The organism is Methanolobus sp. WCC1, assembly GCF_045690315.1.
In the GTDB taxonomy this organism is placed as follows: domain Archaea; phylum Halobacteriota; class Methanosarcinia; order Methanosarcinales; family Methanosarcinaceae; genus Methanolobus; species Methanolobus tindarius.
This window is the reverse complement of record NZ_CP146979.1, coordinates 1,621,486-1,634,724: the sequence shown is the minus strand read 5'-3', so window position 1 is coordinate 1,634,724 and position 13,239 is coordinate 1,621,486. Positions and strand designations below refer to the sequence as shown.

The following is a 13,239-nucleotide window of genomic DNA, read 5'->3' as shown; positions in this document are numbered from 1 at the left end:
TTGTTTATCATCAAATGGAAAGCTGTACCCACCAAGTATTTATATAATTTATTTCCCATTTTTAATAATAATAATATTCTAAAGATGGTGTGATGAGTAAAATATTGGTGCTTTTTGAAGAAGGTTCTGATACGGCAGAGCTATCAGAAAAACTACAGTCTATGGGACATGTGGTTTGCGAGGCAAAGATCAGCACTAACAGCCTGCAAGAGCATCTTAAATCTTCTTTTGAAACTGACTATGACCTTCTTATTTTAAAAATAAATACAGAGTTTGGAAAAACACTCGTTCAACTTGAACTTATAAGTGAATTATCTACAATTCCTGTTCTTGCTGTAATCTCAAATGTAAATAATCAGCTAATAACGAAGCTCAGATCATTATCATTTTCATCCTGTATTGTATGGCCTGCATCTGATGAACAATTAGCTACTTCTATTCAATTCTGTATTTCAAAAAAGGACAATGAACGCTGGAAAACAGATGAAGATAAAAAGTACGCCCAACGATATCGTACTATTACCGAAATGTCTGTTGATGGCTTTATGTATTTAGACAGGGAAGGCAGCATACTTGATGTAAACAGAAAATATTGTGAAATGTCTGGTTATTCGTACTATGAACTACTGGAAATGAGTGTGTCTGACATTGAAGCAGATATGGATAAAAAAGAAATAACGTACCATATTGACAAAACGATTCTATCCGGCAAGGACCTGTTTGAAACCCATCATCGCAGAAAAGACGGAAAAATAATTAGTGTTGAAATCAGTGCCATTTATACAAGCAGTGAGTCCCATGGCCTTTTCTGTTTTGTAAGGGACATAAGTGATCGTGTAAGATTGGAGAATGATCTAAGGGAAAGTGAAAGAAGTAAATCTGTTCTCCTTTCAAACTTACCGGGTATTGCTTACCGTTGTGAACTTGACAGAGATTGGACAATGCGTTTTATTTCCCAAGGCTGTTTTGAACTTACAGGATACCATGCAGAAGACCTTATTAACAACCGAAAAATATCGTTCAATGACCTTATAGAGCCTGAATACAGGGATTATCTCTGGGAAAAGTGGCAGAGAATCCTGACAAATGGAGAATTCTTCAGGGATGAATACAGGATCAAAACTGCTTCCGGAAAACTAAAGTGGGTGTGGGAACAGGGGAAAGGTGTAGCTGATGAACAGGGCAATGTAATTGCACTGGAAGGTTTCATTACTGATATTACACAGCGAAAACTAATGGAAGAACGTGTAAAAGAGAGTGAAGAGATTTTCAGGACCACCCTTTACAGTATAGGTGACGGAGTAATAACAACCGATACCAACGGTTGTCTTCAGCAGATGAATACAATAGCTGAAGAATTGACGGGTTGGTCTGAGTCTGAAGCAAAAGGAAAAGTGCTTGAAGATATATTTCCGATCATAAATGAGGATAGCAGAAGCGAAGTTGAAATTCCTGTCAGAAAGGTTCTCAGGGAAGGAAAAATCGTTGGGCTGGCAAATCACACTCTTCTTATTTCCAGAAAAGGAAATGAAATCCCCATTGCAGACAGCGGTTCCCCAATAAAAAATGCTTCTGGTGATATATCCGGTGTAGTTCTTGTTTTCCGTGACCAGACTGAAGAACGGGAAGCACAAAGAGCTTTGCAGGAAAGTGAAGCCCGCTTCCGTCTGCTTGTAGAACATGCTCCTGAAGCTATTTTTGTCCAGACAGACAACAAATTCGCATATCTGAATCCGGCAGCTCTGGAATTGTTTGGTGCTGACTCTCCAGAACAATTGATAGGAAATTTTGTTGTTGAGCAATTCCATGCTGATTCACGTTCACAGGTAAAGGAAAGAATAAGCACCCTTGATTCTAAAAAGCAAGCAGCTCCTATAATGGAAGAGATATGTCTGCGTATGGATGGAAGTTCTTTTGTTGCAGAAGTCTCGGCAGTTCCTCTTAATTATGAAGGTAAAAACGGAGCCCTTTTCTTTTTCCGTGACATAACCGAAAGAAAAAGAGCCGAAGAAGAGATACTAAAAGCAAAACTAATGTCGGATAATGCCAACCGCAGTAAGACTGAATTTCTGGCAAATACCAGTCATGAACTTAAAACCCCTCTTAGTTCTATCATTGGGTTTTCTGACCTGCTTCTGGAAGGTGTTTCCGGTGATCTGAATGACAAACAGACAAAATATCTGAAGACCATTTATCAGAGTGGAAACCTTCTTCTTAATTTGATTAATAATATTCTTGATCTTTCGCAAATTGAATTTGGTGAAATGGAACTTAAACTTACTAGATTTGATATTGTACGAGTTGTCCAGGATGTTTATTCTATGATGTTCATATTGTCCGAAAGGAAAGGAGTTTCACTTGAATTAATATCAAATACGGATAAACTTGATGTTGTAGCTGACAGGATCAAGGTAAAAGAGATTCTTTATAATTTGATTGATAATGCATTGAAATTTACTCCTAAAAATGGATCTGTAAATATAAAAATTGACTTGCAGGACGAAAATACAATACTGATATCAGTAAGTGATTCCGGCATTGGTATTGCGGAAGATGACGTTAAAAGGATATTCGAGCCATTTTACCAGGTTGATGGTTCTTCAACACGCAAATACCGGGGCAGTGGTCTTGGTCTTGCTATAATTGAAAAATTTGTGAAAATGCATGGCGGAAATATATGGGTTGAAAGTACGATAGGGGAAGGTAGTGAGTTCTTTTTTACCATCCCTGTTAATCAGGTATGAAACCTTATTTCCACTGCGTTTAATTATGTTACATTCATATCGTAAATGCATTAGATGTTTTTTTTACTAAATATGTAGCTAACTTGCTATGTTCTTGTTTTTTTAGATTTTTTTGCATTAAAAACAATGAAGAATTAGTTTTAAATATTTAAAATACTAATAGGGATGATTTATCAAGTATTTATTTAATATACAGATTTTAAACTGTTATTTAGCTATAATATTCTTAAATAATACTTATTTAGAAACTTAAAAGGAGTAGATATGAGAAAAGTGCAATATGAATTTCCTCTGAGTGAATTCACATCAGAGGCCGACTTTAAAAAGGTTAAAGAGTTTTCTGAAGATAAGGAGACTCCATTTCTTGTTGTAGACCTGTCTAAAGTTGAAAAAATGTATGATGAACTTGTAAGGAATATGCCTTATGTTAAAATACATTATGCAGTAAAGGCAAATCCTATGGATGAGATTATTTCAGTCCTAAGGGATAAAGGATCCAACTTCGATGCTGCAACTGTTTATGAGATTGATCAGCTTCTCAGGCTTGGTGTTGCACCGGAAAGGATCAGTTATGGTAACACAATAAAAAAGGAAAAAGATATTGCATATGCATATCAGAAAGGCATCAGGATGTTTGCAACAGATTCACAGAGTGACCTTCATAAGATAATCAAAAATGCTCCCGGATCACGTGTATTCTTCCGTCTGCTTACTGAAAGCGATGGTGCAGACTGGCCATTATCAAGAAAATTCGGAGCTCACCCTGATGTTATTTATGAGCTTATACTTGAAGCACATGAAAATGGACTTGAACCATATGGTCTTTCTTTTCACGTAGGTTCACAGCAACGTGATATCGGACAATGGGACAACGCTCTTTCAAAATGTAAATACCTCTTTGAAGCTGTGTCACTTCAGGGTATTAAGCTTAAAATGATAAACCTGGGTGGCGGTTTTCCTGCAAAATATATGTCCCCAGCTAACGAACTTGAAACCTATGCACATGAAATACTTCGATTTATACAGGAAGATTTTGGTGAGGAACATCCGGAGATTATAATAGAGCCTGGCAGATCCCTGGTCGCTGACGCAGGTGTTATTGTAACAGAAATCATAATGATTTCAAAGAAAGCAAAACTGAACCAGTACCATTGGGTATATCTGGACATAGGAAAGTTTGGCGGATTAATTGAAACACTTGATGAATGCATAAAATACCCTATATACTCAGAAAGTAAGGGATGTGAAGAAGAAGTAATTCTTGCGGGTCCTACATGTGACAGCATGGATATTCTCTACGAAGATCACAAATATGTTTTCCCTGAAAGTCTCCATGAGAATGAAAGACTTTACATATTCACCACCGGAGCTTATACACAGAGTTATAGTTCCATTGCTTTTAACGGCTTACCACCTTTGAAAGCATACGTTATCTGATAGAAGAGGGCACAGTCCTTCTTTTCTTCATTTTTTACTTTTCTTTTTAGCTTGGAATCTCAGGCTGTTGCCCAGTCACTGTAAACATATTCGTTTTCAGAATTTGAGCCCCATGCCCAAATTCCAACACGGTAGGTTTCACCGGCAGGAACTTTAAGATTTGATATTGTATAGGTCACAGTCTCATCAACATCCAGATCCTCATGTGTCTCTGTCTGGAGATCATCCCATACCATATTTTGAGTCGTAGTTTCCAGGCTGGTATAAATTACTAGATCATGAGCAACATCAGAACCAATATTCGTTACTTCGATTTCAAGATCAGCATAAGTGACATAATTATTTCCCCTTGCATTGCCAGTAAATTTGACCAGAAGTTGCGGGTATGAGTTAAGAACCGGTTTTACTGAAGCTTCAAGGTCGGCATATTCCTCAGGTATCACACCTACTTCCCATCCGGAATTTGTCGTTTCAAGATAATAGTAGCGTACTCCTGAATAATCAAAGTAGCTGCCTTCAAGAGCCTCTGCACCTTTAACTCCCACGCCCATGTGTCCGGGGAATTCAACCAGTGCCACCCCGTATCCCATATCATAAAGCAGAGCTGCCAGTAGAATGGATGAGTCCTCACAGTCTCCTCCACCATGGTAAAGAGTTTCAAAGGGAAAACGTGGATATTCATCGTATCCTGCTGAAGCACTGTCACTTACATAAGGAAGAGATTGCACAAAAGCCATTACAATATATGGAATTTCGTCTCTGCTGTAGCCATTTGCTTGTGCAAGCCCAGCCATTTGTTCTGTAATCATGGATATGAGTTCATCGTCAAAAGGGTCATTTACAAAATGACTGAAATCCCTGTTACGGCTTCTACGGGAATATGCATCATATGCATCAGTATCATATTCATATTCAACTGAGAAATCCGTATTGTCATATTTCCAGCGATATGAACGTGTTATGCTGTTGCTGTTAATCTTTACATCGGTGTGTGTAATTTCACCTTCATATATTCCGGTCTCAAGGAATATTGCAGGATAGATTTCGTAACTGATATTAACAGAAAAACTGCTGTCAGATATTCTGTCTATCCTGATAGTGTAAATGATATTTTCTCCGTTTGTGTCCTTTATGCTGTACGTTTTGTTTTCAAACAGTGTGCCGGTAGTATATTCATTCCCATCTTTTCTAAAAGACAAACGTACATCTTTGTCTTGCTTGCTGATATCCAGAACTTTCAGTGAGTATCCATTATCAATTTCCAGTACTCCTGTTTTCTTGACAGTCTGGATGTAATTATCAGGCTCGGAACCAAGGACTTCAGGAGTCTTATCTGAGCTGGTATTTTGCTCTGTACTTTGTTCTGATACTTCCTGTGCCTGAATATCTGTACATCCGGATGAACTTAAAATTAAAATAATTATAAGTATAATTGTAATTTTAGTCAGAATCACACCCAAAAGCCTGGTCTCTTCCTTGATGTGAATCATCTGTCTATCCTCAGAAAATAGTTGTATTTTACCGGTTACGTATACTTTCCTGTATGGAATAGTATGTGATTTAGAATTAGTTTTATTCAGGTATATTCTTTTTTACCGGTATATTTACTGTAAAACAACTCCCTTTACCGGGTTTACTGTCTACATCGATATTACCATTGTGCATTTCTACAAACTTACTGACAAGAGCAAGTCCAAGGCCTGTTCCTTCATGCTGCCTGCTGTAGAATGAATCTATCTGCTTGAAAGGATGGAACAATATATCCTTATTTTCCTCTGAAATGCCGATTCCCGTATCGCAAACGGTTATTGTCAGAATTTTATCGTTTGCTTCGTTGTTTATATTTGCATTGATATCAACAAGGCCACCAACAGGTGTAAATTTGACAGCATTGCTCAGCAGGTTATAAAGAATCTGTTTTATCTTTGCACGGTCACCATTAACAGAAAGGACACCGGTTACATTGTTTGTCAGCGTGATATTTTTCCTCTGGGCCTGGGAATCCATTATCGTAGTAACTTCATCTACAGCTTCATTAAAATTAAAGCACTCAGGCCTGAGTTCCATTTCACCGGCTTCTATTTTTGAAAGATCCAGAATATCATTTATTATCATTAAAAGATGCTTGCCACTATTGGATATATTTGAAAGGTATTTTTCCTGTTTATCGTTAAGCTCTCCAAATGCACCTTCAAGCAGAAAATCGGAAAAACCTATTATTGAATTCAGAGGTGTACGCAGTTCATGGCTCATGTTTGCAATGAACTCACTTTTAGACTTACTGGCAGTTTCTGCAATTAATTTTGCATCCATGAGCTGAATTTCAGCTTTTTTCTGTTCAGTAATATCCCTTACGTGTTCAAGTATTTTTGATACTTTTCCTTTATTGTCAAAAATAGGTATCACACGTATCTCACGGAACGTACTATCAATTTCATTATGAATCTGATATGTCAGTATTTCTCCTGAATCAAATACATCAAATGGCAAACAAGGATCACACTGTTTATCCTTTTTCAGGAAAGATTTGTAACAAATACTTTCGGAACTCATATCTTCATTTATGAAATATTCATGCCCTTTCCAATTACTCAGGACGATCTGGTGATTCCTGTCTACTACAGCAAGGAGATCAGGAATTGATTCAAATGTACTGGCAAGCAGTTTTTTCTGTTCTTTCAATTCCATGTGTGCTTTTTTAAGCTCAGTAACATCTCTTATCATTCCTGCTACCATTGAAGGAATACCATTTTCATAAACAAGATGTGCATTTACTGAAACATAAACTGTATTGCCATTCTTATTTGCAAGCGTAATCTCATAATGGGATACAAAACCATTCTTTACGATTTCACGAAGAAAATTATTCCTGTCATGAGGATTTTTGTATAGAATTTGAATAGAACGACCCAGTAACTCTTTGTCCGTATATCCAAGATAATGCTGGACAGAAGGACTGATTGTAAGTACAATTCCTCCAAGATCCGCTTCATAATAAATATCATGTATTTCGTTGAATATCCTGTGATACTTTTCTTCGCTTTTTAACAGGAGTTTATCGGTATTGCGATGTTCAAAAGCGTTGACAAAGATCTCCCCGAGATAGTTAAAAAGACGAAGAAGTTCCGGTTCAGTATTCTCAGGTTCAAACGAAGAGCTCAGACAGATGAAACCTATCTTTGCTCTGTGCCCGTATATGGGCACAATTATTAGTGAACGTTTGTTATCTTCATTGAAAAAATCAGATGCTTGTTTTGAGTCACAGTTTAATTTTTTCAAGTCATTATGAGTAAGGAAAAACAGTTTTTTGTCTGAAATAGAAAAGCAACCCGGATTTGCCATTACAAACTGTTTAAGCTTTTCTTCTTTTACTATGTCAGTTGAATTTCTATGCCAGCTATGCTCACAAAATAATTGTCCTCTGGGTGCAAACTGGAAGATGCATATTATGTCTGAATCAGTTATGTTTCCGATGGGTGGCAATGATTCCAGAATATTGTCATCGATCTCTGCCACAGACATATCTTTAAATTTCAAATATGTTTTTTCAATCAGCTCTTCAACCATTTTCCGTTGAAACTGGTTATTGATTTCAGTTTCAGTCAAAATCTCCTCAATAAGAAAAACATAACCTGTGACATTTTTATTGTCATCTGTCTCTGTTTTTGTTCTGATCCTGAGAGTAACATCACTGCCGTTATTTGTGATATGCCTGATAATCTGGTCAGTTTCAGAATTGTTTTCAGAATTGTGAGTGAGAATTTTTTCAAGTATGGATTTAAGTCCGGATTCAACAAGGGAATCCGGCAATAATGAGAATATGTTATTTTGCACTTTTAGATTCTCATATGGAAACCATTGTTTTTCTCTCAGAAATCTGTTTATATATGTGATATTCCCTTTGAGATCAGAACAAATAATACCAATTGGAAGATCAGAAATTATTTTTTTATATCTGTTTAAATCGGACATGTCCTCGGTATTCCATATATCTATATAATTATCAATTATGATTTATTTATTATTAAATAAAGTTTTCCTGATTGACAAAATAATAAAAATACGGAGTCAGTAGTAGAATAAGTAGTAGTTAGATTGCCTGATTTATGATTATTAGCATTTAATCCATATATTCATTCAGGTGAGTTCGTAAGGCTTCTATTTCAGCATTTTGTGGCAATGTGGATATTAGTTTGTCAATAAACCCATGTTTCTTCACAAGACTAAATGTTTCCCTGAAATTAAGATCAAACAGCCAGGCTAGCCGTGTAAGGTTCATATCGTTGCAGGTTTTTACGTGACTGACGCTTGCTACCTTGTTTTGCAGAAGCTCTTTCACAATTACAGTGGAATACTCCGCTTTGTCAGGCAACCCCAGTTCCAGAGCAGGATTTGGTATTTCATCCTTTTGATTATGGTGTTCCAGCAGTACTTTAAATATGTCCAGTTTGTCTGCATCTCTTATGAGTTTAGCATGAAGAAGAGTCCGTTCATCCAGATTGCCTTTTATCCGGAACCTGTTGTGATTAACAACGGCAAGCAGGATTATTTTTTGCTCAGTGGCTGGCAGGTTTGAAAGTATGCCTTCAGATTTTAGAACCTTAACACCTAAGACAGCATGGTTTTCAGAATCACTATCTTTAAAAGTCCTGTATTTGCTTATCTGCTTAAAACGTCCAATATCGTGGAGAAGCGCAATTGTTTTTGCAAGAAAATAGTCACTATCGTCAAGTTTTTCAGAAGCGGCTATCAGGGCTGCATTATCACAAACCCTGATACTGTGCTCTTCTTTTAGTATCACATTCAACTGAATGAAACTATCATCTGTGTAAAATGAGCCGACATAATTATAAAACCATGTTTTCAGTTCATTAAATTTCTCTTCATCCATTTGATGCTAAAATGTTCATTAACAGCATTATATTTTGTGCACTGATTTCAATGTTCAAACCATGTTCAATATAGATTCTATCTATATTTAATATTCAATACTGCAATGAAAAGAGCATTCTGTCATCACTGTCCTTCAGGTAGAGTTTCAATTGTTCTCCCTCAAGCACAACAGAATCTACATTTCCAAGATATGCAAGATATTTGTTGTCAATAGAATCTTCCCCGCATGCCATAAGTGTCATTGGTCCGGGATTTAATGTCATCTGATTATTTTCAAGTACATAAGTTCCGCTTCCTGTGTTGCAGTCAGCAAGAATGTAATATGTACCCTCTTCCATGAATTCGATAGTGTATTTCTTTGGGTCAGGAACAACTAACGGTGTTTTTGCATCTTCTTCAATTGTACCTGTCCACTCCCATGTTACATTGGATATGCTTTCTGCATTAGTTACTATTTTATCCGCATCATTTTCCCGGCTCAGATCTTTGTCCATGCAGGCAGAAACTGAAATTGCCATTGAAATTATGGCAAGAACCACTAATGCTTTTATTACCTTGTCTGTAAACCTCAACATATAACCTCCTGAATTTCAATATAAATGGAAGAAGATTATATATCATCCGGTCAATACCTTTTGTGAGCGCAAACTCAGGGGATGAAACAAATTCCGGACGGAAAAACACATGACGCTATAAATGCAGCAGTTCTGACCATAGTACTTATTGGATTCTACTATGCTTTCAGGGAAGAAATAAATCCTGTAGTTACCTATCTGGATAACTATACAATAGCCGCTTTTTCAATAGCCTATATTTTTGCCACCTTATTTCTGAGTCCTGATCTTGATATCAGCAGTAAACCCTACAAAAGATGGGGCGTCCTCAGGATACTCTGGTGGCCATACAAGGAGTTATTCAAGCACAGGGGTCTTTCTCACCATCCTGTTATCGGGCCTTTGTCTATCGTATTAAACCTGCTTGTTATAGTTGCTGCAGTTTTCCTGCTTATTGGAATTGATTATGAGCTTATACCTTCAAGCCTGATGATAGCAAGTATTGGAGGAATAGTGCTTTCCATAGAGGTTCACATAATTTCTGATAATATGGTCTCAAAATTCAAGTCAATATTCTGATTTCTAGTATTGCAAATTAAAAGCAGTTCTAAGATAAAAATAGTTCAAAGAAAATGAGGATTCAGGAATAAGACAGGAGTTAATTTATCCTGTCCTTGAACTCAGTTTCAATGTGCGCTCCATCGCAAAAAGGTTTGTTTTTAGATTTACCACACCTGCAAAGTGCATAATGATCTAAAGTTTCCGGTCTGGCCCCTTCTTTGTCTTCAAGTTCTATTCCACCAATTGCATGATAGGGACCATTTTTTACCATAAATATTTCCGGGTCATGCGGATAATCCTTATGCAACAGACCTTTAAATGTGTAGCTTAAAGCTCCTGAAGGACAAGTCCTTATGACTCTGGCAATCTCTTCCGGATCAGAAGCATCAGGATCAATCCATGGTTTTTCACCCTTCCTGAAAACTCCTGGTAGTTTCAGGATGCAATGTCCTATGTGGGAGCAAACTGCCCTGTTGTCATGGATTATTATTTCTTTTCCTTCAAAAGACTCGATTTTATCAGGATATTTGCCTGTTTCTTTCTTCCCGGAAAAATCATTATGCAGATGTGCTCCATCACAAAATGGTTTATTCTCAGTATCTCCACATCTGCAAAGTGCCATGAATGGACTTGTTTCTATGAACACGCCCTTTGAATTCCTAATGGTTTTAAGATCTTTTACAATAAAAGGCCCATCTTTTGATACTTTGATGACAGGTTTTTTTTCTTCACCCATGTTTTTACCTTTTTATGTAGATAGCAGCCATCATTCCAAAAACAACAAGTATTATTCCAAATCCCGGTGATTGCACTTCCGTTGCTGAATCTTCAACATCGGATTCGCTGCTTGTTTCTGTTGCAGTTTCAGTATTTGCAGTTGTATCTGTTTCACTTTCCTCATCAGCTGATGAGTTAGCAGCTTCAGCTCCCTCTGTTTCAGTAACTTCTATTATCTCGGGATAATCATCCGAGTCACCTGGAAATGTGAGTGCATTAATTTCTTCAATGTTTGTAAAACCGTCATTGTCTGAATCTAGCTCTTCAATGGCAAGGAAATCTTTTCCATTTTCTGCATAAGCCAGGCCATAACTATCACGAGCACCTCCTCCATTAGGATTTATATGACACATATCGCAGGTTGCAAGTCGTGTATCACGGACATCATATTGCTCTAAAAATGATGCCATGTAATTTGGTCGTGCTAAAGAAGATGTCGTAAAAGAACCCAGAAGAATTGTCAGTAAAACCAATCCCAGAACTAATTTATATTTCATACATAAACTCCATTATTTTTGTATATAGTATTTCAGGCACTCGTTTTATAATTTTCCAGGACGAAGTATTATTTTCTAAAATAGAATGCTGCTATTATTGTGAAAACTGAAATTACTACTTCAAATCCTGGAGTTTGCCGGTCACCTTCAGTGGTTTGGGAAGTTTCTGTAGTATTTTCATTTTCGATATCAGATGTTGCGTTTTCCTGAGTTTCGTTTATTGAACTTTCCTCTATGGGTATTGTTGTCGTTTCATTAACTACAGGTTCTGTGCTTTCTTCAGTTGAATTTTGCACAATCACAGGTTCAACCTGAGGATGATCACTGGAATCCCCAGGGAACGTTAAAGCATTAATCTCCTCAAGATTTGTAAATCCGTCACCATCAGAATCCTGATCTTCAATTCCTCCATAATTTCTGGTGTGGGAATATGCCCTGCCATATGAGTCAAGAGAACCTCCATTAGGCCCGGAATGACACACATCACATGTATCAAGCACCGTATCTGCCGTATCGTAACGCTGATTAAAAGAATACAAATAACTGGATTTAGCCGATGTCACAGGTACGCCAATTAAAATAATGGACACAAAAACAAGTACAAGAATTAATTTACTTTTCATAATTTCACTCCACATTTCCCTATATGTATTATTTCGAGGCAGTAGTATTTAGGCGTTCTTATAAAAGTACGTAGTTTTTATGCTTAAATAAAATAACACCATATAAAATATAAAATTTAATCAAAATACTTATAAAATGTTAGGTACCTTATATTGATGGAAGTGAGGGGAATATGAAGCTTCAAAACTGTTTAATGATATCAATAATTTTATTATTAACTCTTATACCAACTTCAAATGCTGATGTCCTGTTTCCAGGAACTAAAGGTTACAGTAGATGTGTAAGTATCACTAATCTTAATGATTATCCTGATGTTGTTTTTGTTGGTTACGTAACCGGACCATTAGTTCATTGTGAAAATCCATATCTAATCAATTCCAGTGACTGCCTGACAGAATGCTATAAAGCTAATACACTTACGGTTTATGCTATTGAGAAAGAATATTTTGACAGCATAGGATTAGATGAAATTGATTTTGAGTCAGACACAAATATATTGCCTTATACTTTTGATTTTAATATGAATTTTGATGTCACCAGTGATACCAATCCTCTTACAAAAGAGGAAAGATACTATTCTGTAGCAGGGTTTAATGACACTGCACTTATACTCTATGAAGAAAGAAGAGTATCTTTCCATGGTTCAACTGTTTATAAAAATGAAACATTTGATAAGCCTGAAATACCTGAATTGAGGTTGGTTATTAATGAATCAAAAACAAAAATTCAAAAAACCAATTCAGATGATAATAGTTCTGGATTGCAGGAAGAAAACGAAGTGAATGAGACTGAAGTTGTTGTACCGTCAGAAACCAGAGTGACTCTTAAAGATTCAATATTGTGCTTCATCAGAAAACTATTTGGAAATGATTGCTGAATTAATAAAGATCAACTATCGGTCTCATATATATGATCTACGAGTACTTGTTTCTGTTTTCACTTTTTCTGACAATAATTATAGAGACATCTGTTCTTTTCCTGCTAATCAGATTTTATTTCAAAATTGATGATCTCAGCAATTCCCTTCTTTTGTTTGCGGGTATTTTTTCTTCCTTTTCAACAATTCCTTATTTGTGGTTTCTGTTGCCACAATTCATAGATTCATACCAGGATCTGGCTTTAATCGGTGAAATCTCAGTCTTTTTGGTAGAA

11 protein-coding genes are annotated in these 13,239 nt (G+C 36.5%); 4 read left to right on the top strand and 7 right to left on the bottom strand.

The genetic code is table 11. The features are described from left to right. Positions 1 to 92: 92 nt before the first annotated feature. The gene (locus tag V7O61_RS07800; RefSeq protein WP_407282238.1) at positions 93 to 2,744 is read left to right on the top strand and encodes a PAS domain S-box protein; all 2,652 of its coding nucleotides are present in this window, start codon (positions 93 to 95) and stop codon (positions 2,742 to 2,744) included. Between the two features lie 264 nt (positions 2,745 to 3,008). Continuing rightward, positions 3,009 to 4,181, top strand: coding sequence for a type III PLP-dependent enzyme (locus V7O61_RS07795; RefSeq protein ID WP_288068499.1), 1,173 nt, complete (start codon positions 3,009 to 3,011; stop codon positions 4,179 to 4,181). Between the two features lie 59 nt (positions 4,182 to 4,240). On the opposite strand, the gene V7O61_RS07790 is transcribed toward V7O61_RS07795, so the two are convergent. The 4 genes from V7O61_RS07790 to V7O61_RS07775 form a co-directional block, all read right to left on the bottom strand. Next, a complete protein-coding gene (locus tag V7O61_RS07790; RefSeq protein WP_407282239.1) occupies positions 4,241 to 5,671 on the bottom strand; it encodes a hypothetical protein in 1,431 nt (476 codons plus the stop codon). A gap of 82 nt (positions 5,672 to 5,753) precedes the next feature. After that, positions 5,754 to 8,015 (bottom strand): PAS domain-containing sensor histidine kinase, encoded by a 2,262-nt coding sequence (locus tag V7O61_RS07785; protein WP_407282240.1) that lies wholly within the window; start codon positions 8,013 to 8,015, stop codon positions 5,754 to 5,756. Between the two features lie 286 nt (positions 8,016 to 8,301). Then, the gene (locus V7O61_RS07780; RefSeq protein WP_407282241.1) at positions 8,302 to 9,072 is read right to left on the bottom strand and encodes an HD domain-containing protein; all 771 of its coding nucleotides are present in this window, start codon (positions 9,070 to 9,072) and stop codon (positions 8,302 to 8,304) included. Positions 9,073 to 9,166: 94 nt separating this feature from the next. Further along, positions 9,167 to 9,649 carry an META domain-containing protein gene (locus tag V7O61_RS07775; RefSeq protein ID WP_407282242.1) on the bottom strand — a complete coding sequence of 161 codons (483 nt, stop codon included), beginning with the start codon at positions 9,647 to 9,649 and terminating at the stop codon, positions 9,167 to 9,169. Between the two features lie 81 nt (positions 9,650 to 9,730). Between V7O61_RS07775 and V7O61_RS07770 the strand changes: the two genes are divergently transcribed. Then, the gene (locus V7O61_RS07770; protein WP_407282243.1) at positions 9,731 to 10,207 is read left to right on the top strand and encodes a metal-binding protein; all 477 of its coding nucleotides are present in this window, start codon (positions 9,731 to 9,733) and stop codon (positions 10,205 to 10,207) included. Between the two features lie 79 nt (positions 10,208 to 10,286). On the opposite strand, the gene V7O61_RS07765 is transcribed toward V7O61_RS07770, so the two are convergent. The 3 genes from V7O61_RS07765 to V7O61_RS07755 all read right to left on the bottom strand — a co-directional run bounded on the left by V7O61_RS07765 (position 10,287) and on the right by V7O61_RS07755 (position 12,086). Beyond that, positions 10,287 to 10,925, bottom strand: a complete 639-nt coding sequence (locus tag V7O61_RS07765; RefSeq protein ID WP_407282244.1) for a CDGSH iron-sulfur domain-containing protein — start codon at positions 10,923 to 10,925, stop codon at positions 10,287 to 10,289. A gap of 4 nt (positions 10,926 to 10,929) precedes the next feature. Next, positions 10,930 to 11,463, bottom strand: a complete 534-nt coding sequence (locus tag V7O61_RS07760) for a hypothetical protein (RefSeq protein ID WP_407282245.1) — start codon at positions 11,461 to 11,463, stop codon at positions 10,930 to 10,932. A gap of 68 nt (positions 11,464 to 11,531) precedes the next feature. After that, positions 11,532 to 12,086 (bottom strand): hypothetical protein, encoded by a 555-nt coding sequence (locus tag V7O61_RS07755; protein ID WP_288068482.1) that lies wholly within the window; start codon positions 12,084 to 12,086, stop codon positions 11,532 to 11,534. A 173-nt stretch (positions 12,087 to 12,259) separates the two neighbouring features. On the opposite strand from V7O61_RS07755, the gene V7O61_RS07750 reads away from it, so the two are divergent. Beyond that, positions 12,260 to 12,964, top strand: coding sequence for a hypothetical protein (locus V7O61_RS07750; RefSeq protein WP_288068480.1), 705 nt, complete (start codon positions 12,260 to 12,262; stop codon positions 12,962 to 12,964). Positions 12,965 to 13,239 lie beyond the last annotated feature (275 nt).

Coding starts and splice junctions, on each gene's coding strand:
- V7O61_RS07765 (WP_407282244.1), bottom strand. CDS start 10,925: ATGGGTGAAGAAAAAAAACCTGTCATCAAAGTATCAAAAGATGGGCCT.
- V7O61_RS07790 (WP_407282239.1), bottom strand. CDS start 5,671: ATGATTCACATCAAGGAAGAGACCAGGCTTTTGGGTGTGATTCTGACT.
- V7O61_RS07755 (WP_288068482.1), bottom strand. CDS start 12,086: ATGAAAAGTAAATTAATTCTTGTACTTGTTTTTGTGTCCATTATTTTA.
- V7O61_RS07780 (WP_407282241.1), bottom strand. CDS start 9,072: ATGGATGAAGAGAAATTTAATGAACTGAAAACATGGTTTTATAATTAT.
- V7O61_RS07750 (WP_288068480.1), top strand. CDS start 12,260: ATGAAGCTTCAAAACTGTTTAATGATATCAATAATTTTATTATTAACT.
- V7O61_RS07800 (WP_407282238.1), top strand. CDS start 93: ATGAGTAAAATATTGGTGCTTTTTGAAGAAGGTTCTGATACGGCAGAG.
- V7O61_RS07760 (WP_407282245.1), bottom strand. CDS start 11,463: ATGAAATATAAATTAGTTCTGGGATTGGTTTTACTGACAATTCTTCTG.
- V7O61_RS07795 (WP_288068499.1), top strand. CDS start 3,009: ATGAGAAAAGTGCAATATGAATTTCCTCTGAGTGAATTCACATCAGAG.
- V7O61_RS07770 (WP_407282243.1), top strand. CDS start 9,731: ATGAAACAAATTCCGGACGGAAAAACACATGACGCTATAAATGCAGCA.
- V7O61_RS07775 (WP_407282242.1), bottom strand. CDS start 9,649: ATGTTGAGGTTTACAGACAAGGTAATAAAAGCATTAGTGGTTCTTGCC.